Raw genomic sequence first — 26,043 nt, 5'->3', positions numbered from 1 at the left:
AATGAGCCAGGAAGTACAGAAGCACACCGACACCGTCACGCTCACCATCGACGGCATCGAGGTGACCGCGCCCAAGGGCGAGCTGGTCATCCGCACCGCCGAGCGGCTGGGCATCGACATCCCGCGGTTCTGCGACCACCCGCTGCTGGCCCCGGCCGGCGCCTGCCGCCAGTGCCTGGTGGACGTGGAGGGCCAGCGCAAGCCGGTCGCCTCGTGCACCCAGACGGTGGCCGACGGCATGGTGGTGCGTACGCAGCTCACCTCCGAGGTCGCCCGCAAGGCACAGGAGGGTGTGATGGAGCTGCTGCTCATCAACCACCCGCTGGACTGCCCCATGTGCGACAAGGGCGGCGAGTGCCCGCTGCAGAACCAGGCCATGCAGGTCGGCCGGCCGGAGACCCGCTTCCACGAGCACAAGCGCGAATACGAGAAGCCGATCAACATCTCCGCGCAGGTGCTGCTGGACCGCGAGCGCTGCGTGCTCTGCCAGCGCTGCACCCGGTTCTCCGAGGAGATCGCGGGCGACAAGTTCATCGACCTGATGGAGCGCTCGTCGGTCGAGCAGATCAACGTCTACAGCGACACCTTCTTCGGCGTGGACGCCGAGGACGCCAAGGACGTGCCGTTCAACTCGTACTACTCGGGCAACACGATCCAGATCTGCCCGGTCGGCGCGCTCACCAGCGAGCAGTACCGCTTCCGCGCCCGGCCGTTCGACCTGGTCTCCTCGCCGAGCAAGTGCGAGCACTGCGCGTCGGGCTGCGACATGCGCACCGACCACCGCCGCGGCAAGGTGCTGCGCCGGCTGGCCGGTAACGACCCGCAGGTCAACGAGGAGTGGAACTGCGACAAGGGCCGGTGGGGCTTCCGCTACGCCACCGCCTTCGACCGGCTCACCACCCCGCTGGTGCGCGACGCCGAGACCGGCGAGCTGCGCGAGGCCTCCTGGACCGAGGCGATGACCGTCGCGGCCGAGGGCCTGCGGGCGGCGCGGGACGGGGCGTACGGCGTCGGCGTGCTGACCGGCGGCCGGCTCACCGTCGAGGACGCGTACGCGTACGCGAAGTTCAGCCGCATCGTGCTGGGCAGCAATGACATCGACTTCCGGGCCCGCCCGCTGTCCGCCGAGGAGGCCGAGTTCCTGGCCTCGTCGGTCGTCGGCGAGCAGGCGGTCACCTACACCGACCTGGAGCAGGCCAAGCACGTGGTGCTGGTCGGCTTCGAGCCGGAGGAGGAGAGCCCGATCATCCTGCTCCGCCTGCGCAAGGCGGCGGCCAAGGGCAAGATCAAGGTCACCTCGGTGGCCCCGTTCCTGACCCGCGGCGCGGAGAAGGCCGGCGCTGTGCTGGCCGAATGCGTGCCCGGCCAGGAGCCGGCGGTGCTGTCGAACCTGGAGGGCGTCGAGCCGGGCACGATCGTGCTGGTCGGCGAGCGCCTGGCCACGGTGCGCGGCGGCTTCTCCGCGGCGGCGAGCCTGGCGGCCCGTACCGGCGCGAAGCTGGCCTGGGTGCCGCGGCGCGCTGGTGACCGCGGCGCGGTCGACGCGGGCTGCCTGCCCACGCTGCTGCCGGGTGGCCGCCCGGTCGCCGACGCGGCGGCGCGGGCCGAGCTGTCGGCGGCCTGGGGCGTCGCGGCCGGTGTGATCCCGAGCCAGACCGGCCGGGACACCGACGCGATCCTGGCCGCGGCCGCCTCCGGCAAGCTGGGCGCGCTGGTCGTGGCGGGCGTCGACCCGGCCGACCTGAGCGACCCGAAGGCCGCCGAGCAGGCGCTGGACAAGGTCGGCTTCCTGGTCTCGCTGGAGCTGCGGATGAGCGCCGTGTCGCGGCGCGCGAACGTGGTGTTCCCGGTCGCCGCGCCCGCCGAGAAGGCGGGCTCGTACGTGAACTGGGAGGGCCGCCTGCGCACCTACGAGCAGGCGCTGGACACCCCGAACACGGGTGCGAAGCTGACCGACGCCCGGGTGCTCGACGCGCTGGCCGCCCGCCTGGGCGTCACGCTGGGCACCGGCGACGTGCTCGCGGTGCGCCGCGAGCTGGGCAGCCTGCCCGCGACGGGCGGGCAGCGCCCGGCGGCCCCGGCCGAGACGGGCGCGGCAGCCCCCGCGCTGAAGCAGAACGAGGCGATCCTGGCCAGCTGGGCGCAGCTGATCGACCTGGGCAGCCTCACCGACGGCGACGAGGTGCTGGCCGGCACCGCCCGCCCGCCGGTGGTGCGCCTGTCGAAGGCTCGCGCCGCGGCACTTGGTGTCGCCGACGGGGACCCGGTGACCGTCGGGACCGAGCGGGGTGCGATCACCCTGCCGGCCGCGATCACCGAGATCTCCGATGACGTCGTCTGGGTGCCGACCAACTCGCCGGGTTCCACGCTGCGCCGCACGCTCAGCGCGAACCCGGGCGCGGTCGTGACCGTGAGCGGAGGAAGCAAATGATCCTCTCCCCCCACCTCCTCGCCGAAGATCCGGCGACGGGGGATCCGACACTGGCCTCGTTCGGCCATGACCCGTGGTGGATCGTCCTCATCAAGGTGGTCGGCGTCTTCGTCTTCCTCGTGGTGATGACCCTGTTCACCATCTGGTACGAGCGCCGCGTGGTGGCCCGGATGCAGGTGCGTCCCGGCCCGAACCGGCACGGTCCCTTCGGTCTGCTGCAGTCGCTGGCCGACGGTCTGAAGCTGGCGTTCAAGGAAGACATCATGCCGCTCAAGGCGGACAAGGTGGTCTTCTTCATCGCCCCGGTGATCTCGACCGTGTGCGCGTTCACCGCGTTCTCGATCATGCCGTTCGGCCCGTTCGTGTCGATGTTCGGCGTGCGCACGCCGCTGCAGCTCACCGACATCTCGGTGGCGGTGCTGCTGGTGCTGGCCTGCTCGGGCATGGGCATCTACGGCATCGTGCTGGGCGGCTGGGCCTCGGGCTCGACCTACCCGCTGCTCGGCGGCCTGCGCTCCAGCGCCCAGCTGATCTCGTACGAGGTCGCGATGGGCCTGTCGTTCGTGGCCGTCTTCATGACCGCGGGCACGATGAGCACCTCGGAGATCGTCAACGCGCAGGCGCAGGGCTCGCCGGTGAACCTGTTCGGCTTCGAGTTCACCGCGCCGAGCTGGTTCTTCCTGCTGCTGCTGCCGAGCTTCATCATCTACTCGATCTCGGCGGTCGGCGAGACCAACCGGGCCCCGTTCGACCTCCCCGAGGCCGAGTCGGAGCTGGTCGGCGGCTTCCACACCGAGTACTCGTCGCTGAAGTTCGCGCTGTTCTTCCTGGCCGAGTACATCAACATGGTGACCGTCTCGGCCCTGTGCGCCACGCTGTTCCTGGGCGGCTGGCGCGCGCCGACGTCGTTCGAGAGCTTCTGGCCGGGCATCAACTCCGGCTGGTGGCCGCTGGCGTGGTTCACCATCAAGGTGCTGCTGCTGCTGTTCGTCTTCATCTGGCTGCGGGGCACGCTGCCCCGCCTGCGCTACGACCAGTTCATGCGCTTCGGCTGGAAGGTCCTCATCCCGGTCAACCTGGTGTGGATCCTGGTCCTGGCCGGCATCAAGACGCTGCAGAAGCAGAACATCCCCACCCAGGAGAAGCTGATCTACGCGGGCCTCGCGGTCGGCGTGATCCTGCTGCTGGCCCTGCTGTGGCCGCAGAAGAAGGAGGAGACGCCGCTGCCGCTCGAGGAGCAGGTGGCCAAGCGTCCCGAGGGCAGCTTCCCGCTGCCGCCGATGGACCTGCAGGTGCCGGTCAGCCCGCGCGCCAAGCGGCTGACCGCCGAGCGCGAGACCGTGCCCGCGACTAGCGAAGAGGAGGTGTGACGTGGGTTCGATGACGGATGCCGTCAAGGGCTTCGGCGTGACGTTCTCTCACATGTTCAAGAAGACCGTCACCACGCACTACCCGGAGAAGCCGGACGCGACGGCCCCGCGCTACCACGGCCGCCACATCCTCAACCGCTACCCGGACGGCCTGGAGAAGTGCATCGGCTGCGAGCTGTGCGCGTGGGCCTGCCCGGCGGATGCGATCTTCGTCGAGGGCGGCGACAACACCGACGCGGAGCGTTTCTCGCCCGGTGAGCGGTACGCCGCCAACTACCAGATCAACTACGCCCGGTGCATCTTCTGCGGCCTGTGCATCGAGGCCTGCCCGACCCGTTCGCTGACCATGAGCAACGAGTACGAGCTGGCCCGGGACAACCGGCAGGACCTGATCTTCACGAAGGAGCAGCTGCTCGCGCCGCTGCTGCCCGGCATGGAGCAGCCGCCGCACCCGATGCGCCTGGGCGACACCGAGAAGGACTACTACCTGGGCGCCCCGGCGAACCCGGGTACGTCGGCGGGAGCTGAGACCCGATGATGCTTTCGACTCAGGTGCTCGCCGCGGCGGCCGAGACGGCGGGCCAGGTGTCCGGCGGGGAGAAGTGGACCTTCTTCCTGCTGGCCCCGCTCGCGGTCATCGGCGCCCTGGGCATGGTGATCGCGCGCAACGCGGTGCACTCCGCGCTGTGGCTGGTGCTCACCATGCTCAGCCTGGGCGTCTTCTACATCGTGCAGGCCGGTCCGTTCATCGGCATGGTGCAGATCATCGTCTACACCGGCGCGATCATGATGCTCTTCCTGTTCGTGCTGATGCTGGTCGGCCGCGACGCGTCCGACTCGGTGATCGAGACGCTGCGCGGGCAGAAGGTCGTCGCGATCCTGCTCGGCCTCGGCTTGGCCGGGCTGCTCGGCACCGGCGTCTACCAGGCCACCCGCAACATGCCGAGCGTCGGCCTGGAGCTGGCCAACGCCAACGGCAACGTGCAGGGCATCGCCTCGCTGCTGTTCACCCGGTACGTCTACGTCTTCGAGGTCACCTCCGCGCTGCTGATCACCGCGGCGGTCGGCGCGATGCTGCTGGCCCACCGCGAGCGCGCCAAGGGCGAGCGGGTCGGCCAGGTCGCGCAGATGCGGGCGCGCTTCGAGCCGGGCAACTACCCCGGCCCCAAGCCCGGCCCGGGTGTCTTCGCGAACTCCACCTCGGTGGCCACCCCGGCGAAGCTGCCGGACGGCACCCCCGCCGAGCGGAGCATCTCGCCGATCCTGCCGACGCGCGAACTCACCTCGGCGGAGATCGCCAACAAGCACACCGAGGGGAAGTGAACCGATGACCCCCATGTACTACATCGTGCTGTCGGCCGTGCTGTTCAGCATCGGCGCCGTCGGCGTGCTGATCCGCCGCAACGCCATCGTGCTGTTCATGTGCGTCGAGCTGATGCTCAACGCCGCGAACCTGGCGCTGGTCACCTTCGCCCGGATGAACGGGACGCTGGACGGCCAGGTCATGGCGTTCTTCTCGATGGTGGTCGCGGCAGCGGAGGTCGTCGTCGGTCTGGCCATCATCATGTCGATCTTCCGCACGCGACGCTCGGCGAGCGTCGACGACGCGAACCTGCTGAAGTACTGAGGCGGAGATGCAACCAACTCTGATGCTCGCCGAGGGGGCGCAGGCGCCCGTCGTCTACGCCTCGGCCACGGGCCTCCTTTCCTACATGTGGCTCCTGATCGCCGTCCCCGCGGTCAGCGCGCTGATCCTGCTGACGACCGGCCGCTGGGCCGACAAGTGGGGCCACTGGCTCGGCTGCGCGGCGGTGCTGTTCTCCTTCGTGCTCGGCGCGGGCATGTTCTTCGAGCTGCGCGACCTGCCCAACCGGGCCGTGCAGCTGGACCTCTACAGCTTCATCCCGGTCGGGTCGCTGCAGGTCGACTTCGGCTTCCTGTTCGACCCGCTGACCGCGGTCTTCGTCCTGCTGATCACGGGCGTGGGCTTCCTGATCCACGTGTACGCGACCGGCTACATGGCCCACGACGAGGGCCGGCGCCGCTTCTTCGGGTACTTCAACCTGTTCATCGCGGCGATGCTGCTGCTGGTGCTCGGCAACAACTACGTGATGCTCTACTTCGGCTGGGAAGGCGTGGGTCTCGCGTCCTACCTGCTGATCTCCTTCTGGTACGGCCGGCCGTCCGCGGCCACCGCCGGCAAGAAGGCGTTCATCATGAACCGCATCGGTGACGCGGGCCTGGTGCTCGGCATCTTCCTGATGTTCGCCCAGCTCGGTTCGGTCAACTACGACGTGGTGTTCAGCACCGCCGGCCTGATGCCGAGCACGACGATCCTGGTACTGGGCCTGCTGCTGCTGATCGGCGCGTGCGGCAAGTCCGGCCAGTTCCCGCTGCAGGCGTGGTTGCCCGACGCGATGGAGGGCCCGACCCCGGTCTCGGCCCTGATCCACGCCGCGACGATGGTGACCGCCGGTGTCTACCTGATCGCCCGCTCCAACCCGATCTTCTCGGCGAACCTGACGCTGCAGACGGTCGTGGTCAGCGTCGGCGCGCTCACCCTGCTGCTGGGCTGCATCATCGGCTCGGCCAAGGACGACATCAAGCGCGTGCTCGCCTGGTCGACCGTCTCGCAGATCGGCTACATGTTCCTCGGCGTCGGGCTGGGCGGCGGCGCGTACGCGCTGGCCATCATCCACCTGCTGGCGCACGGCTTCTTCAAGGCCAACATGTTCCTCGGGGCCGGCTCGGTCATGCACGGCATGAACGACCAGGTGGACATCCGCCGCTTCGGCGGGCTGTGGAAGTACATGCGCATCACCTGGCTCACCTTCATGATGGGCTGGCTGGCCATCATCGGCATCCCGCCGCTGAGCGGCTTCTTCACCAAGGAGCCGATCATCGTGGCCGCGTTCGCGCGGCCCGGCTGGACCGGCTGGCTCTACGGCCTGGCGGCGCTGATCGGCGCGGGCCTGACCGCGTTCTACATGACGCGCCTGTTCATCCTGACCTTCCACGGCCCGAAGCGGTGGACCACCGCCAAGGAGGGCTCGGTCGACCAGCACCCGCACGAGTCCCCGCTGGTGATGACGATCCCGCTGATCCTGCTGGCGCTCGGCTCGATCTTCGCCGGCTGGCTCATGGCCTCCCCGGTCGCGGAGTGGCTCACCCCCGTGCTGGGCCCGCCCGTCGAGGAGCACCCGACGACGCTGAGCCACACCACCATCACCGTGCTCAGCCTGGTGCTGACGGTGGCCGGTGCCGGTCTGGCGTACGCGCTGTTCAACAAGGGCACCGCGCTGGTGCCGCAGCCGGCCGGACCGGTGGTCACCGCCGCCCGCAACAACCTCTACACCGACGCCTTCAACGAGGCCGTGTTCGAGAAGCCGGGCAAGTGGCTCACCCGGGCGCTGGTCTTCGTCGACAACAAGGGCGTCGACGGACTCGTCAACGGGCTCGCCGCGCTGGTCGGCGGGGGCTCGGGCAGGCTGCGCCGACTCCAGACCGGCTTCGTGCGGTCATACGCGCTCTCGATGCTTCTCGGCGGGGTGCTGGTGCTCGGCGCCTTCGTCGCGGTGCAGCTCGGCTGGATGGGATAACGATGAAATACCTGTCAATCCTGACTCTCGCGCCGTTGATCGGTGCGCTGGTCGTCGCGTTCGTCCCGCGCTCGAAGCCGGAGCTGGCCAAGCGGCTGGCGCTGATCTGGTCGGTCGTGGTGCTCGCGGTGGGTGTGGCGACCTGGGTCGCCTACTCCCCCGGCGGCGCGCGCCTGCAGCTGCAGGAGTCCTACACCTGGATCCCCGCGTGGGGGGCGAAGTTCAGCTTCGCCGTCGACGGCATCGCGCTGGTGATGATCGCGCTGATCGTGCTGCTGGTGCCGCTGGTGATCCTGGCCAGCTGGCACGACGCGGAGAAGAGCAAGCGCAGCGTCCCGGCGTACTTCGCACTGCTGCTCGCGCTCGAAGGCACCATGATCGGCACCTTCACCTCGGCCGACGTGCTGCTGTTCTACCTCTTCTTCGAGGTCATGCTGGTGCCGATGTACTTCATCATCGGCTCGTTCGGCACCGACGTGCCGACCAGGCAGCGCCAGTACGCCGCGGTGAAGTTCTTCCTCTACTCGCTGGTCGGCGGTCTGCTGATGCTGGCCGCGGTCATCGGCATGTGGGTGTACGGCGGCCACACCTTCGACTGGCAGACGCTGACGAACGTCGAGTTCACCACCACCGTGCAGCGGTGGCTGTTCCTCGGCTTCTTCATCGCGTTCGCCATCAAGGCGCCGTTCTTCCCGTTCCACACCTGGCTGCCCGACGCCGGCGGGGCGGCTCCGGCCGGCGCCGCGGCGCTGCTGGTGGGCGTGATGGACAAGGTCGGCACCTTCGGCATCCTGCGCTACTGCCTCCCGCTGTTCCCGGAGGCGTCGCGCTGGTTCGCGCCGTGGGCGATCGGCCTGTCACTGGTCGGCATCATCTACGCGGCGCTGGTCGCGATCGGCCAGAAGGACCTCAAGCGCCTGGTCAGCTACACCTCGATCGCGCACTTCGGCTTCATCGGCGTCGGCATCTTCGCCTTCACCTACCAGGCCGGCTCCGGGGCTGTGCTGTACATGGTCAACCACGGTCTCGCCACCGGCCTGCTGTTCCTGGTCGTCGGCATGTTCGTGGCGCGCCGCGGCAGCACCCTGGTGACCGACTTCGGCGGGGCCGGCAAGCTGCTGCCGGTGCTGGCGGGCGTCTTCTTCATCGCGGGCATGGCCTCGCTGGCGCTGCCGGGCCTGGCCCCGTTCGTCAGCGAGTTCCTGGTGCTCATCGGGACGTTCACGGTCAACAAGCCGGTGGCGGTCATCGCGACGGTCGGCATCATCCTCGCCGCCGCCTACGTGCTGTGGATGATCCAGCGGACCACGCAGGGCAACACCAACCCCGTGCTGAAGGATCTCGCGCCGATGCGGCGTGACCTCTCGCTGCGCGAGGGCATCGTGGTGGCGCCCCTGATCGTGCTGCTGATCGTGCTGGGCTTCTACCCCAAGCCGGTGCTCGACGTGATCAACCCGGCGGTGGAGTACACGCTGTCGGACGTGGTCACCCCGGAGCGGGCCGACCCGGCGCCCGCCACCTCCACTGTGGAAGCAGGAAAGTGACCATGGGCGAAGAACTTGTCCTCAAGCTGCCGGAGCTGAACTACGCCGCGCTGGCGCCGATGCTGATCCTGCTCGGCGCGGCGTGCCTCGGGGTGCTCGTCGAGGCGTTCGTGCCGCGGGCGGCCCGCAACGCCGTGCAGCTGGTGCTGGGCCTGGTGGCCCTGGTCGCCTCGCTGGTCGCCGTGGTGCTGCGCGCCCCGCACATCACCGACGCCAACGCGCAGACCGCCGAGCGGGCGATCTCGATCGACCAGGCGGGCCTGTTCCTGCAGGGCGCGATCCTGGTGCTCGCCATCGTGTCGCTGCTGCTGTTCGGCGAGCGGACGCTGGAGAACGGCGGCCCGTTCGTGGCGCAGGCGGCGATCACCGTCGGCTCGGACCTCGACCGCCAGCAGGCGGCCAAGGAGTCCGGCGCGACCGAGGTCTACCCGCTGGCGCTGTTCGCCGTCGGCGGCATGATGCTCTTCGTGACGGCGAACGACCTGCTGATCATGTTCGTGGCGCTGGAGGTCTTCTCGCTCCCGCTCTACCTGCTCTGCGCGCTGGCCCGCCGCAAGCGGCTGCTGTCGCAGGAAGCCGCGCTCAAGTACTTCCTGCTCGGCGCGTACGCCTCGGCGTTCTTCCTGTTCGGCCTGGCGATGGTGTACGGCTTCGCGGGTGCGGTCGACTTCCGCGCGATCCACGCCTCGGTGAACAGCTCGTCCAACAACATCATCCTGCTGATCGTCGGCCTGGCGATGCTGTCGATCGGCCTGCTGTTCAAGGCCGCCGCGGCGCCGTTCCACGTCTGGACGCCCGACGTCTACCAGGGCGCGCCGACCGCGGTCACCGCGTTCATGGCGGCCTGCACCAAGGTCGCCGCGTTCGGCGCCCTGGCCCGCGTGCTCTACGTCGGCTTCGACGGGCTCGGCTGGGAGTTCAACCCGGTGCTGGGCATCATCGCGGTGCTGACCATGCTGATCGGCGCGATCCTGGCGGTCACCCAGACCGACCTCAAGCGGCTGCTGGCCTACTCGTCCATCGCCAACGCCGGCTACCTGCTGGTCGGTCTGCTCGGCGGCGGCAAGGAGGGCCTGAGCAGCATGCTGTTCTACCTCGTGGCGTACGGCTTCCTGGTCATCGCGGCCTTCGCGATGCTCACGCTGGTCCGCGACGCCGACGGGGAGGCCACCCACCTGTCCCGCTGGGCCGGGCTGGGCAAGCGGTCGCCGCTGTTCGCCGGGGTCTTCAGCTTCCTGCTGCTGGCCTTCGCGGGCATCCCGCTGACCAGCGGTTTCGTGGCGAAGTTCGCGGTGTTCGGGGCGGGCATCAACGGCGACCAGACCTGGCTGGTGCTCTTCGGCGTGCTGAGCAGCATGATCCTCGCCTTCCCGTACCTGCGGGTCGTGGTGATGATGTGGCTGAGCGAGCCTGGTGAGACGACGCCGAGTGTCTCCATCCCGGGTGCGCTCACCTCGACCGCCCTCATGATCGGCGTGCTGGTCACGCTGGTGCTGGGGGTCTGGCCGAGCCCGCTGCTCGACCTGACGACCAACGTGTCCAACTTCATCCGGTAGTTAGGCGTAAATCCGAAGCTCCCTCCACGTCCGGTCCGCCGAACATGGGGGGAGCTTCGATCATGTGAGAGCCATGTGGCATCGTGAGGACGTGGTGAGCAGCGTGAACGGTCGTACTGCCCGGAGCACCGGAGTCCGGTTCGAGGACCCGGCCCTGGAGGCCTCGGTGATGGCGCACCTGGCGTCGGTGGAGGACCGCCTGCGCGAGTGCGTCGAGTCCGCGGACCCCTTCGTCACCGAAGCCGCCAAGCACCTGATGGATGCCGGCGGCAAGCGGTTCCGGCCGATGCTGGTCGCGGTCTGCGCGCACTTCGGCGACCCCGACGGGCCCGAGCTGGTCGACGCGTCGACCGTGCTGGAGCTGACCCACGTCGCGACGCTCTACCACGACGACGTGATGGACGAGGCGCTCATGCGCCGGGGCACCCCCAGCGCCAACGCCCGCTGGGGCAACTCGCTGGCCATCCTCGTCGGCGACTTCCTCTTCTCCCGTGCCGCGGAGCTCGCCGCGGGCCTCGGCCCCGACGCGGTGCGCATCCAGGCGCAGACGTTCGCCCAGCTGGTGCACGGCCAGATCGCCGAGACCGTGGGCCCGCGCGACGCCGACCCGGTCGAGCACTACCTGAAGGTGCTCGACGGCAAGACCGCGTCGCTCATGGCCACCTGCGGCACCTTCGGCGGCATGTTCTCCGGCGCGTCCCCGGCCACCACGGCAAGTCTCACCAAGTACTGCGACTCGCTGGGGCTGGCCTTCCAGCTCTCGGACGACCTGCTCGACATCTCCAGCGACTCGACGGACTCCGGCAAGACCCCCGGCACCGACCTGCGCGAGGGCGTGCCCACGCTGCCCGTGCTCTACGCGCTGGCCTCCGAGGACAGCGACCCGGCCGCGGTGCGGCTGCGCCAGATCCTGGCCGACGGCCCCGTCACCGACGACGCGCTGCACGCCGAGGCGCTGGAGCTGCTGCGCGACAGCCCGGCGCTCAAGCGTGCCCGGGAGACCGTGCGCGGCTACGCCGAGCAGGCCCGCGCGCAGCTGCAGGGGCTGCCCCGCAACGCGGCCCGCGACGCCCTCGAGTCCCTCTGCGACGTGATCGCCGACCGCATCGCCTGACCCCGGCTCGGCCACCCCGTTTTCATAGACGTTGGCCTATTACATCGAGTTTGATCTACAAATACTCGATGTAATAGGCCAACGTCTATGTAGGTCCTGGTTCGGCGCGGGGTGCCACGGACCGGGCGGGGTGGATGGAGGGGCTGGCGGGTGGGGGTGGGGACCGTCCGGAATGGATCGAGGGATTTCGTTACGTCGGGCCTCTTCACGTCAGGCGTGCATTTGCATATCGTAGGTGCGACTCCATGGAGGTGACGGTGCGAGATTCAGCGGTTCCGCCATCGGACATGGTCAGCAGCGTGGCGCGAGCGCTGCGGGTGCTGGAGGTCGTGGGCGAGTCGCCCACGGGGCTGTCCCCCAAGCAGATCGCGCGCCGGTGCGACATCACCATCGCGGCGGCATACCGGATGCTGCGCACGCTGGCCCACCAGGGCTACGTGATGCGCCGCGCCGACGGGGCGTACACGCTGGGGCTGGCGGTCGCCGACCGGTTCCGCGAGCTGGTCACCGCGATGCGCGGGCCGGCTGAGGTCGGGGCCGTGCTGCGCCGGGCCAGTGCCGAGATCGGCTACAGCCACTACCTGGGCAGCTTCGTCGACGGCCGGATCGCCATCACGGCGGTGGCCGAGGGCTTCCGCTCGCCGCACGTCGAGGACCTGGTGCCCGGCTTCGACGAGGGCGCGCACGCCACGGCCCTGGGCAAGAACCTGCTGGCCACGCTCGACCAGGTGCAGCGCGAGCGCTACCTCAAGGAGCACGGCATGCGCGCCTTCACCCAGGCCACGCTGCGCTCGCACACGGCGCTCGACGCCGACATCGCGGCGGGTATGCGCCGCGGCATGCAGGTGGAGATCGGGCAGTTCCGCGCGGGGGTGGCCTGCGCGTCGGTCTCCGTGCAGACGGCCGGGGACCTGTCGCAGCGCTACGTGGTCGCCTGCGCGCTGCCGGCGGTCGACCTCGTGAAGCAGGCGCCGGTGATCCGGGAGCGGCTGCACGCCACCGCCCGGACGCTCCAGGCGGCCCTCAACGCGCCGCTGGCGGCCGCGCCGGGCGCGGCTGCGGCCTGACCCACCCTGGGGCCTGCCGCGCGGTCAGCCGGACCGGAAGAGGCAGCAGGGGTGCCCGGCCGGAGCCAGGTAGACCCGGACGTCCTCCTGGGGCTGGAAGTCGGTGCGGGCCTGCGCGTCGAGCGAGTCCAGCACGATGCCGGACCGCTGCAGCCGGGGCTTGTTCGCAGTCATGCCGGTCAGCGTGGACAGGAACGGCGCCCGCGGCCCGAAGGCCGCGAGCGCCGCTGGTGCGAGGCAGGTCAGCTGCCTACGGGGCGGCCGTCGAGCCGCCACACGCCGACGATGCCCGGCTTGGCGTAGTCGCCGTCGGGCCAGGTGCTGGCCGGCTTGTCCATGGACGCGCCGCTGATCTCGCCCGGGTGCTGCGGGGCGACGAACACCGTCTTGTTGTCCACGCTGATGAACGGGCCGCAGGCCTCGGCCCCGCGGGGCACGGTGAGGAACTGCTTGAGGTGCCCGGCCTCGGGGCCGCTCAGCGCGGTCGCGAACAGGCCGTCGTTGGACAGCAGCGCGTTGCCGTCCGTGGAGATCCACAGGTTGCCCGCGCCGTCGAACGCCAGGTTGTCCGGGCAGGAGATCGGCGAGACCTTGGTCTTGTCGTACCCCATGAAGTAGGTCGACGGGTCTGCCGGGTCGCCGCAGACGATCGGGACCGCCCAGGTGAACGTGGTGCCGGTATGGTTGCCGCCGTCCTCGGTGATCTCGAAGATGTGCCCGTGCTTGTTGGCGTTGCGCGGGTTCGCCTCGTCGGCCGGCGCGTTGCGGCCGCCGGTCGTGCCGCGGGCCGTGTTGTTGGTCAGCGCGGCGTAGATCTTGCCGGTGACCGGGTTCGGCTCGACGTCCTCGGGGCGGTCCATCTTGGTCGGGTTGACCAGGTCCGCGGCGAGCCGGGTGTGCACCAGGATCTGCTCGACGGTCCAGCCCGGCACCATCGGCTTGTTGTCCTTGACCAGCGGGATCCAGACGCCGGTGCCGTTGAACGCGCCGTCGCTGGGCAGCTTGCCGGTGCCGTCGATCTCGGCGGCGCTGGTGTAGCCGAGCTGCGCCACGTACAGGTCGCCGGACTCCAGCAGGGACATGTTCTGCTTGCGCGCCCACCACGAGTTGCCGCGGGTGAACTTCTTGTGCGACACGAACTTGTACATGTAGTCGTGCCGCTCGTCGTCGCCCATGTACGCCACGACGTGCCCGCTGTCGGCCACGATCACGTTCGCGCCCTCGTGCTTGAACCGGCCCAGCGCGGTGTGCTTGCGCGGGGTCGAGCCCGGGTCGAACGGGTCGACCTCGACGATCCAGCCGTGGCGGTGGATCTCGTTCGGGGTCACGGTCAGGTCGAACCGGGCGTCGACCCGGTCCCACTTGCGCGAGCCGCTGGGGTAGCGGGCCGTGGTGGAGACGCCGTAGCGGGCCAGCGAGGCCTTGTTCTCCTCGGGCGCGCCCTCGCCGCCGACGAAGTACTGGTTCCAGTTCTCCTCGCCGGACAGCACGGTGCCCCACGGGGTGACGCCGCCCGCGCAGTTGTTGAACGTGCCGACGACCTTCTTGCCGGTCGGGTCGGTCGCGGTCTTCAGCAGCGCCGAGCCGGCGGCCGGGCCGGTCAGCGCGAAGACCGTGGACAGGCCGGTGATGCGCCGGTTGTACGGCCGCCGCCCCTTGCCGACCACGACCCACTGCCCGGTGCGCCCGATCCGCTCCAGCTCGACGACCGACATGCCGTGGGCGGCGATGGTGGCCTGGATCTGGTCGGTGGTGAGCGCGTCCAGCCCGGCGAAACCGGGGAACATCAGCTCTTCGTTGGTGTACTCGTGGTTGCAGACCAGCAGGGCACGGTCGCCGCCGCGGCCCAGCGGCAGCACCGCGACGAAGTCGTTGTTGTAGCCGAACTGCTTGGACTGGGTCGCCGCGGTCTGCGTGGCCGGGTTGAAGTCCGCCGCACCCGGCACGACCTCGTCGCCCCAGCGGATGATCACGTTGTGGTCGTACCCGTTGGGCACCACCAGGTTGTCCAGCGTGTTCGGGGGGATCGGCGAGAAGGTCAGCGCGGTCGGCTGCCCGGTGCGGGTCAGTGCGTCCACGGAGAACTCCTCGGCCGCGCCCGCCTCGCCGCTCTCGGCGTACGCGGGGGTGGCCGCGGTCGCGCCGGCCACCGCACCGGCGAAGCCGAGCGCGATGGCGCCGGCCGAGCCGGCCTTGAGCATGCCGCGCCGGGACACCTCGGCCTGCACGACGTCGCCGAAGTACTCGTTGGACGACGTGTTCGGGGCCGGGTGGTCACACGCATTGCCGCAGCGGTACAGGCAGGTCATGGACGACCGGCTGCCTCCGCTGTGGCCGTCCCCGCCGAGCAGGGGGAGCCGGCGGCGGGATTCGTTCATGGGAGTTGCCTCCATACGTCGGGTCGACAGGTTGTGCCGTCGTCCGGAACGTAGGGAGGCCAGGTGAGCCGCGCTCATCCCACAGCTGAACCCCACATGAACACCACCAGGCCACCCGCCCGCGCCCGCCCCGCCCGCCCCGCCCGCGCCGCCCGCGCCGCCTGCGCCGCAACTCTTAAAGAGTTGCGGCGACCGCGGGGTCGTGAGGGCGCAGGTCTTTAAGAGTTGCGCCAGGGGTGGGGGCGGGTGGGGTCAGGCGCGGGTGGCGGCGGGGGTGAAGGGGGTGGCGTCGCCGGTGGCGAGGGCGAGGCGGTTGCGGCGGGCGTTGCGCAGGCCGTCCCAGGTGAACACGGCCAGGGCGAGCCAGACCAGGCCGAAGCCGAACAGGCGGGTCGCCGGCATCGGTTCGTGGAAGGCGAAGACGCCCAGCGCCAGCTGCAGGGTCGGGGCGACGTACTGCAGCATGCCGAGGCCGGTCAGCGGGATGCGGTTCGCGGCTCCGGCGAACATCAGCAGCGGGATCACGGTGATCCCGCCCGCGGCGGCCAGCAGCACGGCATGGCCGGCGCCCACCTGTCCGAACGTCAGGTCGCCCGCGAAGGCGAGCCAGCCCAGCGCCGCCAGCGCGGGCAGGGCCAGCCCCGCGGACTCGACGAACAGCCCGTCCGCGGGCGGCAGGGCCAGCCGCTTCTTGGTCAGCCCGTACAGCGCGAAGGAGAACGCCAGGATCAGCGCGATCCACGGCGGACGGCCGTAGTCGACGGCCAGCACCAGCACGGCGACCGTGCCGACGCCCACCGCGGCCCACTGCGCGGGGCGCAGCCGCTCGCCGAGCACGAGCACACCGAGCACGATGACGACGAGCGGGTTGATGAAGTAGCCGAGTGACGTCTCCACCACCCGGTCGATGTTCACGCCGTAGATGTAGGTGCCCCAGTTGACGCCGATGAAGACGGCGGCCAGCGCGATGCCGCCGACGGTGGCGGGCCGGCGCAGCAGGTCTGCGATCTGCCGCCAGCGGCGCATCGCGGTGAGCACGAGCACCATGAACAGCGCGGACCAGGCGATCCGGTGCGCCAGCACCTCGATCGGGCCGGCGGGTTTGAGCAGCTTGAAGTACGCCGGGAAGAAGCCCCACAGGGCGTAGGCGCCGAATCCGTACAGGTAGCCGAGGCGAAGCTGACTCACCTACCAATGGTAAGGGGAGGCCCCGCCTCGGCTCCTGACATGTGTGCCAGTGCTCAGCCGGTGGGAAGAATCAGTCCTCGATGAACCAGTTCAACGCCCAACTGGTGAGACCGACGACGAGCGCGCCGAGGATGGCGGCGGGCCAGAAGTTGTCGACGTGGAACGGCACGTCCAGCAAGCCGGCGATGAAGCTGGTCAGCATGAACAGCGCGCCGTTCACGACCAGCGCGATCAGGCCGAGGGTGAAGACGTACAGCCCGCAGCCGACCATCTTGACGATGGGGCGGATGAACGCGTTGCAGAGTCCGAAGATGACGGCGATCGCGACGAACGTGCCGATCGTGCCGAGGACCGTGTCGGCCGTCACGCGGATGCCCGGCACGAGCATGGTCGCCACCCAGACGGCGGCGGCGCTGGCGGCCAGACGGAGGAGGATGCCCATGGTGCGGCATCGTGCCACGATTCGCCCCGGTGCGCACCCCCCGGCTTCCGCCGCGGGCGGGCCGGATCACCGTCCGTTCTGCTGGGTGGCGTTGATCAGCTGCTGCTCGTAGCCGGTCGTGCTCAGCGCCGCCCAGCGCACCGAGCGGCGGTGCACCACGCCGATCATGCCGGGCTGGGCGCGGGACAGCCACGCCTCCTGGTCACGGCTCAGACCCAGCACGGACACCGCGACCGCGGCCTCGGCCGGCTGCAGCGGCTGCAGCAGCGCGAGGTCGGCGCGGCCGAGCACGTCGACGTCCACCGGGGACAGGTCGTCGCGTACCACCAGGGTGCTGTGCCAGGGCGTGCCCGGCGTGCGGTCCGCGGCGACCGGGCCCGCGTCGACGATGCTGAGCAGCGGGCGCAGCGGTGTGCCCGGCGGCACGTTGACCGGGCCGGGCGCCATCACGGCCAGCGGCGCGCCGGAGCCGAGCCCGCGGCTGAACGGCTCCCAGGCCCACGGGCGGGTCGTCTGGACCAGCACGTACGCCCCGAGGGCCATCGCGCGCACGGCGACGACCTGCGCCACCGCGACGCCGCCGATCAGGACCACGCGGGTGGCCTCGGGGCGGAACAGCCGGAAGGAGACGGGCTCGCTGTGCCGGTTGATCCCTATCATGAGCCCGCTGCCGCCGTACGGCGTGGTCAGCGCCGCGACCGCGGCAGGTCGGCGGGTGACGCCGCCGCGCCCGCCGGTGGCGAGTTCGGCGGGGCCGGGCCCGGCCAGCGGGAGGGTGGCGGTCAGGCCGTCGAACTGCTGGCCGTCCAGGCGGCGGGCGTGCGCGTGCTCGTTGGCCAGCAGTTGGCGCAGCGCGGTCCCGGCGTTGCCGAGGGAGTTGTGGTCCGGGGCGGTCAGCCGCACGGTCAGCTCGGCCTGCATGGTCGCGCCGCCGTCGGTCCACGGTCCCGCCGTCAGCGACACCGAGACCGTGGTGGCGGGCAGCCGCAGCAGCCGCGGCAGCAGCGCGTGGGCCGGGTCGGGGTGCGGGGTGGGCCAGCGCTCCACGGCGTACGAGCTGGCGTACAGCCCGCCGATGTGCAGCGCCGACCAGCCCTCCTGGGCGGGGGCCGTGCCGTCGTGGCCGGCTGCCTCGGCCAGCGCGCGCAGCGCGGCGACGTCGCCGAGCAGCCGGTGCGGGACGTCGCCCAGCTTCGCCCGGACCTTGCGGACCGCACCGCTCAGCGCGCGCTCCAGGTCGGCCTCCTGCCAGCCCTCGGCCCGGCGCACCCGCACGACGAGCACGGCGCGCTCGTTGGCCAGCAGCCGTCCGCTGGAGAGCTGGCGGTAGGACGAGGCCGCCGGGGACGATCCGTTGGCGGCGTTGGCGTGCAGCACCAGTTGCAGGCGCACCGGCGGGGTGTCGGTGGCGGGCGCGGGCAGCAGCGCGGCGGGCGAGGGCAGCGGGTGCCAGGCGCGGGCCGGCATCACCGCCTGGTCGCCGAGCTCCAGCAGCACGCACATGCCTTCGGCGTCGGTGAACGCGGCGCAGGACACACCCTCGACGTCCAGCGTGGACAGTCGGCTGCCCGGTGCCGCTGCGGCCAGCAGCTCCGACGGGTCGCCGGTCGGCTCGACGCGCCTGCGGCGGCCGCGGTAGCGCAGGTAGACGGCGGCCCACTCGGACAGCCAGCGCCCCCGCCAGCGGCCCCACGCCAGCACCACGAGCGCGGCGGCCACCGGCACGGCGGGCAACAGGTAGCCGACGCCCGCCTGCGCGGCGGCCACCAGCAGCACCAACGCCAGTTGCACGGCGACGATCTGGCCACTGCCGAGCCCGAGGAAACGCCGGGCGGGCCGGGGATGTGCCGCCGGGGCGGCCTCCGCGTCGGCGCTGTGCGCCGTCGGCCCGGTCACCGTGTCGACCGTCATCGCGATAGCCTCCCCTAGGCTCCAGCTCGTGGCGTCCCTGCGGTCGCCCGGACGGCGGCTCGCGAGGGATCACCCGCCGGCTGTGCCGCCGCACTTCGCCCGGCTCATGGTAGAGCCGTACGCTGACCCGTGGGGAGGGCCCATGCCGTCGAGACAGGACCAACTGCACTCGTACCAGTTCACGGTGCAGCGTGTGGTCTCGGCGCTGGTGATGCGCGACACCGATCCGGCGCAGGCGCCGTTTCGCCGCGCGGCCGGCGCGACGCTCGCCAGCATCCTGCTGGCCGTGGTCATCGCGGCCGGATACGGGGTGTACGGCGTGTTCAGCAACCGTGGTGACACCGGCTGGAAGGCCGACGGCACGGTCATCATCGAGGAGGACTCGGGCGCGCACTTCGTCTTCCGCAACGGGAAGCTGCACCCGGCGCTGAACCTGACCTCGGCGCTGCTGGCGTCCGGCGCGGCCCAGCCGAAGATCGCCACGGTGGCGCGCAAGTCGCTGGTGGACGTGCCGCGCGGCCTGACGGTCGGCGTGGTGGACCTGCCGGACTCGCTGCCGGACCCCGGCGCCCTGCTCGGGCTGCCCTGGTCGATCTGCTCGGCGACCGAGGCGGGCAAGCCGGCCTCGGTGCTGGTGGTGGGCGACAGCGTGCTGGCCGGCAAGGGCCGGGTGCTGGGCGGCGACGACGCGCTGTTCGTGCGCGCCGGGGAGATGACCTACCTGCTGTGGCACGGCCGGCTCTACAACGCCGACGCCGACGAGTTCGCCGACCTGGCCGGCGGCGCGCAGCCGGTGGCCGTGCCGGCCGCGTTCGTCAACGGCATGCCGCAGGGGCAGCCGCTGGACGAGCCGCGGGTCAGCGAGCCGGGGGTGGCCTCGGGCGTCAAAGGGCTGAAGAACGGCCAGGTCATCAAGATCAAGGGCCTGGACGGCAAGTCCCACCAGTACGCGGTGGTCCGCGGGAACGGCCTGGCGATGATCACGCCGGTGCAGGCCGCGTTGCTGCTCGGCCGGTACCGCCAGAAGCACGACATCGGCCGGGAGATCGAGATCGACCAGACCGAGCTCGCCGAGTACGACAACTCGCCCGCCAGCCTGGTCCCGGACCCCAACGACCCGCGGCAGCCACCGGCGAACATGCCGACCATCGCCAGCTACGGCCAGGGCGCGCTGTGCGCGGTGACCCGCGACGACGCCGGCGGCACCGAGGTGCGCGCCGAGGTGCCGCTGGACCTGTCCGGGCGCATCGCGACCGTGGCCCGCAGCGCCGAGGGCGGCTCGTACGCCGACTACGTGCTGGTGCCCTCCGGCCGGGGCGCGATCGTCGCCGCGGGCACCACGTTGAGCCTGGTCACCGACCAGGGGGTGCGTTACGACGCGGCCCGGCCGGACGTGCTGCCGATGCTCGGATACAAGGACCCGGTGCCGCTGCGGCTGCCGTCGTCGCTCGTCGACCTGCTGCCCCCGGGTCCGGGTCTGGACCCGCAGACGGCCTCGGGGCAGCTCGCCCTCGGCTGATCCAGGCACCGCGGTTATCCACAGGCGACGGCTCCGGGCTGGCACGAGTCGACGCGGGACGCTACCGTCACCGAGACAGGCGCACCACCACCAATGCTCCGCATAGGACGGTGGATGTGTAACTGCACAAAGGGAATGGGGTGACGTACGACAATGGCGGAAACCGCCTCCGAAGCTGCGATCATGGCCTCGACCGCGGCCAAGTTCGACACGGCCAACGACGACCTGCAGACCATGCTCAGCCGCTTGCTGAGCGAGCTGGAGATGCTGCAGACCAGCTGGGTCGGTCGGGCCGGCAGCTCCTTCGAGCAGGTCAAGATCGCCTGGTCGCAGGACCAGAAGGCACTGCACCAGGCGCTCGCTGAGACGTCGAAAGCGATCCGCACGGCAGGCCAGGAGTACACCCGGGCCGACGAAGAGCAGGCAGGCCGGGTGGCCTCCAAGAACACCGGCGGCGTCTCGCTGAACCTGTGAGCGCGGCAGACCACGGACCGAAAGGGGGAGGACCGATATGAGCAACGGCGACAGGCTCGTCGTCAACTTCGCCTCGCTGCACGATGCGAGCGGGCACATTCAGACGGCGCTGGGCAAGCTGGAGACCACGCTGGGCCAGCTGGAAAGTGACGCCGGGCCGATGGTGTCCTCGTGGAGCGGCGCCGCGCAGACGGCGTACCACGAGCGCCAGGCCAAATGGCGCAAGGCCGCGGACGAGCTGTCCGTGATGCTGCGCGACATCAAGGGCGCGGTCGACGAGGCCGCCATCCAGTTCAAGGACGCCGAGGACCGTAACACCCGGCTGTTCCACTGACCCACGTCGCCGCAGCCCGGGGCAGCTGACAACCGCCGCCCTGGGCTGCGCGCGTGGGTGATCAGGCCGCCGTGCCGGCCGGCCGGAAACGGTCCATCACCTCGCTGGTGATCGCCACGACGCGGGCGGCGTCCTCCGCCGACAGCCGGTTCTGCGCCGCGGCCAGCGCCTGCTTCGAGTCCATCGGGCGGAACGCCGTCTTCGAGGTGCCCGAGCGCACGAACCCGCGCTGCGAGTCCTGCTCCCCGGCCGTGGTCGCCTCGATCACCCGGGCCCGCGCCTGCTCGTCGAAGGTCAGGCCGAAGTGCGCGTACAGCGCCCCGAACTCCTCCACCGGCCGCATCGCGAAGTCCTCGTAGCGGCGTACCAGCACGCCCGGCACGTGCCGGTGCACCCGGTCCACCACGTCGTAGACGACCCGCCACAGCAGCGCCGTGGTGTGGATCTCGTCCTGGGTGGCGGCGGCCTCGCGCAGCTCGTCGACATGGTCGGCGAGCAGGTCCCGGGTCAGCAGCGGCTGGCCCAGCAGCTCGTCGAGGCTGATGTGCCAGCCCAGCTTGCGGTAGCTGCCGACCAGCGACACCGGGTCGCGCACCAGCACCACCGCGCGCACCCCGAACTTCTCCGCCAGCCACGGCACCGCCATGAGGGCGTACGGGTCGTCGAGCATGGCGCTGCGCCCGCGCAGCCGACCGGTCGTGAACGCGGTCGCGTACTTCACCATCCGGGCGATGTCGTAGGGCGCGTGGTTGCGCCGCAGCTCGCGGCCGATGCCGTAGCGCAGGGCCAGGGTGCGGCGGAACGCCCGCAGCCACACGTCCTCGTTGTCGGCGCAGATGTACTGGAAGCGGTGCGTGACGTCGGCGTCGAGCACCCCCGGCGAGCGGCCCGGTGGGTGGCGCACGTTGAGCGGCTCGTTGACGTACACGACCTGCCGTCCGGCCTCCACCATCTTCCCCACCCAGCTCGTCCCGCTCCGGGGCAGCCCGGTGACCAGCAGTCCCGGCTGGGTCGCGCTCATCGGCTCTCCTTCAGACATGGCAGGGTGCCAGCGGTGACGATGCAGTCCAACGGACATGATGGCCGCCGCCGTGAGCGGGCGGATCCTCCGTCGAGTCGGCAGTCGGCGACACACGGGCCCGACGTGGGCAAATAGGTCACGAATGTCATGCTTCCGTCAGTTGCCGGCGGCACGCCACCGGCGGCGGATGCCGTTCGGCAGCGCCACGGCCAGCGCGAGCACCAGGCCGGCCAGGATCACGCCGAGCGCGGCGAGCCAGAGCGCCTGAGAGCGCTGCTGGGCGGCCCGGTCGGCGGCGGCCTCGGCGGCGGGGTCGGCGGCCCGCGGGACCAGCGCGGCCGGGGTGACCCGGGCGCCGCCGTCGAGCACGTCGGTCACCGCCCGCACCGGGTTGAGGATGCCCACGCCGTAACCGTCGCTGTGCCGGCCGCCCGGTGCCGGGTCGGCCGTGGCCATCAGCCGTCGCCGCACCTGCGACTCGGTCAGTTTCGGGTAGGCCTGGCGGATCAGCGCCGCGGTCGCGGCCACCATCGGGGCGGCGAAACTGGTGCCGCTCTCCTTGGTGTGCCCGCGACCCGGCCGCGCCACGGTCACCTTGTCACCGGGGGCCACCAGATCCACGTACGGTCCCGTCTGCGAGGCCGGCAGCCGCTGCCCGGCCTCGTCGATCGCGCCGACGCCGAGCACGTCGTCCCAGGAGGCGGGATACGGGGTCGGGTTGCCCTTGTCCTTGAGGTTTCCCGCCGCCGCGATCACGACCACGTCGGCGGCGATCGCCTCGCGGACCGCTTCGCGGAACTCGGCGAGCCTGCTCGCGGCGATGTCGCTGTAGCTCAGCGAAAGATTGATCACGCGGGCCTTCTTGCTCACCGCGTACCGGATGGCGTCGGCCATCTCCGGCACGTCGGCCCGCCGGCCGTCGTTTGAGTTCTCCTGGCCGCCGAGCTGCTCACTCACCCGCAGCGGCAGGATCTGCACGCCGGGGGCGATGCCCCGGAACTCCGTCCCCTCGACCCGCTTGGCGGCGATGACGCTGGCCACGCCGGTGCCGTGGCCGAGGCAGTCCTGCCGGCCGTCGGTGCCGCCGCCGGGCAGCAGGTCCCGGCCGGCCATCACCCGCCCGCGCAGTTGCGGGTGGGTGGCGTCGACACCGGAGTCGAGCACGGCCACGATGACGCCCGATCCGTCGATGCCGCGGGGCAGCGCGGACAGGTCCCAGCGCTGCTGCGGCCAGGGTTTGTCGGCGAGCACCTGGCCCGGCGCGGCCGCGCCGTTCGGGCACGGCGCCGCGGCGGCGGGCGCTGTCGCGATCCCGACGACCCCGAAGCTGAGCACCACGCTGAATGCCACCGTGCGGGCCGCGAAGGCGGCCGTCGGCCGGCTGCGGTACATGTCGCCTCCCCAGGCCTTGTCCGGGGACCGGCCCGCTCGCGCGCGGACGAAAACCCGCGTGGCTGATCCCCGGCGCAGATGCTACTGGAAGGAGCGGACCTAGACTGCTGGTTGCGACACGCCTACGGGGCGCAAGGTAAGTTGTGTCTCAGTACTCTCGCGGCAGCCAGGAGGTGAGCGCGTGATGGGTTGGGAGCCGGCCACCGATACCGAGATCGCGCTGCGTGACGCCCTGCGCGCCGGGGACCAGGAGCTCTACTTCCGCATCCTCGGCCGTTCGGAACTGCTGCTGCCGGTCGCCGGTGACGCGTCCGCGCGCGGCCCCGCAGGCTGGGGCACCTGGACCGCGGAGAACCGCACCCACGTGCTGGCCTTCACCTCGTCCGCCGCACTGCGGGCCTGCCTGGCCGAGCACGCCGGTCCCGCCCGCCGCGTCCCGTTCCAGGAGCTGGCCTCGTCGTGGCCCAACCACGAGTGGTGGCTGGCGGTGGACCCGGGTCTGCCGATCGAGGGTTACCTGCCGGCCTGGTTCGTCACCCAGCTGGTCCGCGGTGACGTGCGCATTCCCGGCGCGCCCGCGGTCGCCCGGGGCCGCCTCGAACGGCTGGAGGCGCTCGAGCGCGCCAAGGCCGCCCGCACCGCCCCGCCGCCGGTGCAGTCCCGCGGTCCGCAGCAGCAGGCGGCGTACGCCCCCCACCCCGACGAGGACCTGATCCTCGACGCCGAGGTGATCGACGTCGAGGAGGTGCGCCCGGTCGCCGCGCCGCAGGTGCATACCCCGCTGGCGATCGAGTCGCCGGTCGCGCCGCCGCCCACCGTGCCGGTCGCGCAGCCCGGTGGCCGCTTCTTCCCGGCCGACCCGGCCTTCTCCGCCGAACCGGTCTCGCCGGCCGCGGTGCACACGCCCACCCCGCCGGCCGCGATGCCGCCGCCCGCCGCCGTGCCGCCGCCGGCCGTCGTGGTGCCGGCTGCCGCGCCGCCTCCGCCCGCCGTGCCGCCGTACAGTGCGCCTGCCGCCGAGGCCGCCTTCGTCGCTGCGCCCCCGCCCGCCGGAGTGCCTGCGCCCGCCGGGCGGTCCGGTGAAGGTTCGCTGTTCGAGCCGGTGTCGGCTGCGCCGCCGGTGCGCCCGCCTGTCGTCGAGCCCGCGCCGACCGCGCCGACCGGTCCGCGGCCGGGCGAGGGGTCGCTGTTCGAACCTGTGTCGGCCGCGCCGCCGTTCAGCCCGTCGGCCGCCGAGCCCGCGCCGACCGCGCCGGCCGAAGGGTCGCTGTTCGAGCCCGCGTCCCCGCCGCCGACCGTGCCCGACGTCCCGGTGCCGCCGGTGACGGCACCCGACGTCGCCGTGCCGCCGGCCCAGTCCGGTCCGCGACACGTCCGGCCCAGCGGCCCCGAGGACGACTTCAGCCCGTCGAACTCCGTCGAGGAGCAGCTGCTCGAAGCCGCCGACGCGGGCAACACCGACGCCTTCCTGTCCACGCTGCTGCTCGCGACCGTGCTGCTGCCGGTGCCCGGCGGGGCGGCCGCGCCCCGGCCCGGCGAGCCCGGTTTCACCTGGCAGCCGCGCGACATCGACGGCGAGCCGCACATCGTCTGCTACACGTCCACGCAGACCATGCCCGAACCGGTCGAGGCCGTCCCGGTGCGCTTCGTCAAGTTCATCGCGACCTGGCCCGACCCGTCCTGGTCGTTCGCGGTGAACCCGGGCACCGCGATCGGCGCCAGCCTGCCCGGCGACCAGCTGCTGGAACTCGCCCGCTGGGCGGCCGAGATGGGCCTCGGCGGCGACGAGAGCGAACCGGCGGTGACCGCGCCGACGGCCGGGGCAGCCCCGCCGCCCGCCCGCCGCGACCCGGAGATCACCGAGATGCAGAAGGTGATCGCGCCCAGCCAGATCGGCTACTACCTCGACCGCGGCTACGACCGGGTCTCCGGGTTCGTGCACCGCGCCCGCGAGGTCGGCCACCTGCGCGGTCCCCAGGCGCTGCGCAGCGCGCTCGGCCTGACCTGGACGGGCTCCCCGTTCGCCGCCGACGACAAGGAGATCTACGTGCTGCGCTGGCCGGCCTACCGGCCCAGCCTGTACCGGATCCCGTACGGCGGGCAGCACGAGGCGGCGATGAAGGCCATGGAGGGCTGGGTCATCGAACGCGCCCCGTTCCGCGGCAACGGCTTCGCGCCCGGGGAGAGCACCGAGATCATCGCCGAGTTCAAGGTGGACAGCGCCCGGCTGCCGCACGGCGCGCGGCTGCTGCGCGTGGACGCCGAGGGTAAAGAGGAGATGGTCGCGGTGCTCGACGCCGACGGTCCGCGCTGGCTGCGCACCGACGGGGGCGAAGAGTGAACCGCGACGGCTACATCGCCCGCTACCTGGGCCGGGAGTACGAGGCCAGCCCCGACGGCGACGCCGTGCGCCTGTACCGGCCCGAGCCCGCCGAGGGCTTCGAGGAGGTCCGGCCCGGCCGGTTCGTCCGGGTGGTGCCCGCAGCCGAGATCGACGACCTGGCGTACGTGCGCAGCACCTGCACCTGGCGCGGCCAGCCGTTCATCGTGCTGGCCGAGCACGACGCCTGGCTGCGCGTGGAGTACACCGGCGGCAAGTCCCCCGTCGCCGCCGAACTCGGCCTCGAAGAGTTCGACTACGGCGTCTACCAGGGCTGGGCTCCCAAACAGGAAGTGACGGACCTGCGCGAATCCCGCGTCTGA

The 26,043-nt window shown here is 71.4% G+C and carries 22 protein-coding genes; 15 read left to right on the top strand and 7 right to left on the bottom strand.

Features of this window, described 5'->3' with window-relative positions:
* Position 1 precedes the first annotated feature (1 nt).
* The 10 genes from F6W97_RS05335 to F6W97_RS05290 all read left to right on the top strand — a co-directional run bounded on the left by F6W97_RS05335 (position 2) and on the right by F6W97_RS05290 (position 12,681).
* Positions 2 to 2,431, top strand: coding sequence for an NADH-quinone oxidoreductase subunit G (locus tag F6W97_RS05335; RefSeq protein ID WP_155369012.1), 2,430 nt, complete (start codon positions 2 to 4; stop codon positions 2,429 to 2,431).
* Positions 2,428 to 3,801, top strand: a complete 1,374-nt coding sequence (nuoH, locus tag F6W97_RS05330; protein WP_155369011.1) for an NADH-quinone oxidoreductase subunit NuoH — start codon at positions 2,428 to 2,430, stop codon at positions 3,799 to 3,801. The genes F6W97_RS05335 and nuoH overlap by 4 nt, the downstream gene beginning before the upstream one ends.
* Before the next feature lie 10 nt (positions 3,802 to 3,811).
* Positions 3,812 to 4,339: an NADH-quinone oxidoreductase subunit NuoI gene (nuoI, locus tag F6W97_RS05325; protein ID WP_407924557.1), complete on the top strand. Its 528-nt coding sequence runs from the start codon at positions 3,812 to 3,814 to the stop codon at positions 4,337 to 4,339.
* A complete protein-coding gene (locus F6W97_RS05320; RefSeq protein ID WP_155369539.1) occupies positions 4,339 to 5,124 on the top strand; it encodes an NADH-quinone oxidoreductase subunit J in 786 nt (261 codons plus the stop codon). Before nuoI ends, F6W97_RS05320 begins: the two co-directional genes overlap by 1 nt.
* Positions 5,125 to 5,128: 4 nt before the next feature.
* Positions 5,129 to 5,428, top strand: coding sequence for an NADH-quinone oxidoreductase subunit NuoK (nuoK, locus tag F6W97_RS05315; RefSeq protein WP_120317851.1), 300 nt, complete (start codon positions 5,129 to 5,131; stop codon positions 5,426 to 5,428).
* A 7-nt stretch (positions 5,429 to 5,435) separates the two neighbouring features.
* Entirely contained in the window at positions 5,436 to 7,400 is a 1,965-nt protein-coding gene (gene nuoL / locus F6W97_RS05310) for an NADH-quinone oxidoreductase subunit L (protein WP_407924542.1), read from the top strand.
* Between the two features lie 2 nt (positions 7,401 to 7,402).
* A complete protein-coding gene (locus F6W97_RS05305; protein ID WP_155369009.1) occupies positions 7,403 to 8,944 on the top strand; it encodes an NADH-quinone oxidoreductase subunit M in 1,542 nt (513 codons plus the stop codon).
* Between the two features lie 2 nt (positions 8,945 to 8,946).
* Positions 8,947 to 10,500 carry an NADH-quinone oxidoreductase subunit NuoN gene (nuoN, locus tag F6W97_RS05300; RefSeq protein WP_155369008.1) on the top strand — a complete coding sequence of 518 codons (1,554 nt, stop codon included), beginning with the start codon at positions 8,947 to 8,949 and terminating at the stop codon, positions 10,498 to 10,500.
* 94 nt (positions 10,501 to 10,594) lie between these two features.
* Positions 10,595 to 11,614 (top strand): polyprenyl synthetase family protein, encoded by a 1,020-nt coding sequence (locus tag F6W97_RS05295; protein WP_230686492.1) that lies wholly within the window; start codon positions 10,595 to 10,597, stop codon positions 11,612 to 11,614.
* 257 nt (positions 11,615 to 11,871) lie between these two features.
* Entirely contained in the window at positions 11,872 to 12,681 is an 810-nt protein-coding gene (locus tag F6W97_RS05290) for an IclR family transcriptional regulator (RefSeq protein WP_407924541.1), read from the top strand.
* 24 nt (positions 12,682 to 12,705) lie between these two features.
* Here the strand turns inward: F6W97_RS05290 and F6W97_RS05285 are convergent, their stop codons facing one another.
* From F6W97_RS05285 to eccE, 5 genes are all read right to left on the bottom strand, one after another.
* On the bottom strand, positions 12,706 to 12,855 hold the full coding sequence (locus tag F6W97_RS05285) for a hypothetical protein (protein WP_155369005.1): 150 nt from the start codon (positions 12,853 to 12,855) through the stop codon (positions 12,706 to 12,708).
* 68 nt (positions 12,856 to 12,923) lie between these two features.
* Complete coding sequence (locus tag F6W97_RS05280; RefSeq protein WP_155369004.1) at positions 12,924 to 15,059, bottom strand: PhoX family protein; 2,136 nt, start codon at positions 15,057 to 15,059, stop codon at positions 12,924 to 12,926.
* A 252-nt stretch (positions 15,060 to 15,311) separates the two neighbouring features.
* Complete coding sequence (gene rarD, locus F6W97_RS05275) at positions 15,312 to 16,247, bottom strand: EamA family transporter RarD (protein ID WP_155369003.1); 936 nt, start codon at positions 16,245 to 16,247, stop codon at positions 15,312 to 15,314.
* A 70-nt stretch (positions 16,248 to 16,317) separates the two neighbouring features.
* Positions 16,318 to 16,689: a phage holin family protein gene (locus F6W97_RS05270; RefSeq protein WP_155369002.1), complete on the bottom strand. Its 372-nt coding sequence runs from the start codon at positions 16,687 to 16,689 to the stop codon at positions 16,318 to 16,320.
* 66 nt (positions 16,690 to 16,755) lie between these two features.
* Positions 16,756 to 18,600: a type VII secretion protein EccE gene (gene eccE / locus F6W97_RS05265; RefSeq protein ID WP_155369001.1), complete on the bottom strand. Its 1,845-nt coding sequence runs from the start codon at positions 18,598 to 18,600 to the stop codon at positions 16,756 to 16,758.
* A gap of 142 nt (positions 18,601 to 18,742) precedes the next feature.
* Between eccE and eccB the strand changes: the two genes are divergently transcribed.
* The 3 genes from eccB to F6W97_RS05250 all read left to right on the top strand — a co-directional run bounded on the left by eccB (position 18,743) and on the right by F6W97_RS05250 (position 20,927).
* Positions 18,743 to 20,119: a type VII secretion protein EccB gene (eccB, locus tag F6W97_RS05260; protein ID WP_196278987.1), complete on the top strand. Its 1,377-nt coding sequence runs from the start codon at positions 18,743 to 18,745 to the stop codon at positions 20,117 to 20,119.
* Positions 20,120 to 20,302: 183 nt separating this feature from the next.
* Positions 20,303 to 20,593 (top strand): WXG100 family type VII secretion target, encoded by a 291-nt coding sequence (locus tag F6W97_RS05255; protein WP_230686435.1) that lies wholly within the window; start codon positions 20,303 to 20,305, stop codon positions 20,591 to 20,593.
* A 37-nt stretch (positions 20,594 to 20,630) separates the two neighbouring features.
* Positions 20,631 to 20,927, top strand: coding sequence for a WXG100 family type VII secretion target (locus tag F6W97_RS05250; protein WP_155368998.1), 297 nt, complete (start codon positions 20,631 to 20,633; stop codon positions 20,925 to 20,927).
* 61 nt (positions 20,928 to 20,988) lie between these two features.
* On the opposite strand, the gene F6W97_RS05245 is transcribed toward F6W97_RS05250, so the two are convergent.
* Together F6W97_RS05245 and mycP are read right to left on the bottom strand one after the other, a co-directional pair.
* A complete protein-coding gene (locus F6W97_RS05245; RefSeq protein ID WP_155368997.1) occupies positions 20,989 to 21,948 on the bottom strand; it encodes a sulfotransferase in 960 nt (319 codons plus the stop codon).
* Positions 21,949 to 22,104: 156 nt separating this feature from the next.
* Positions 22,105 to 23,340: a type VII secretion-associated serine protease mycosin gene (gene mycP, locus F6W97_RS05240; RefSeq protein ID WP_155368996.1), complete on the bottom strand. Its 1,236-nt coding sequence runs from the start codon at positions 23,338 to 23,340 to the stop codon at positions 22,105 to 22,107.
* Positions 23,341 to 23,524: 184 nt separating this feature from the next.
* Between mycP and F6W97_RS05235 the strand changes: the two genes are divergently transcribed.
* Together F6W97_RS05235 and F6W97_RS05230 are read left to right on the top strand one after the other, a co-directional pair.
* Entirely contained in the window at positions 23,525 to 25,681 is a 2,157-nt protein-coding gene (locus tag F6W97_RS05235; RefSeq protein WP_407924540.1) for an SseB family protein, read from the top strand.
* Positions 25,678 to 26,043 (top strand): hypothetical protein, encoded by a 366-nt coding sequence (locus F6W97_RS05230; RefSeq protein ID WP_155368994.1) that lies wholly within the window; start codon positions 25,678 to 25,680, stop codon positions 26,041 to 26,043. The genes F6W97_RS05235 and F6W97_RS05230 overlap by 4 nt, the downstream gene beginning before the upstream one ends.

This window comes from Catellatospora vulcania, assembly GCF_009720385.1.
GTDB classification, from domain to species: domain Bacteria; phylum Actinomycetota; class Actinomycetes; order Mycobacteriales; family Micromonosporaceae; genus Catellatospora; species Catellatospora vulcania.
This window is presented reverse-complemented; position numbering and strand designations above follow the sequence as displayed.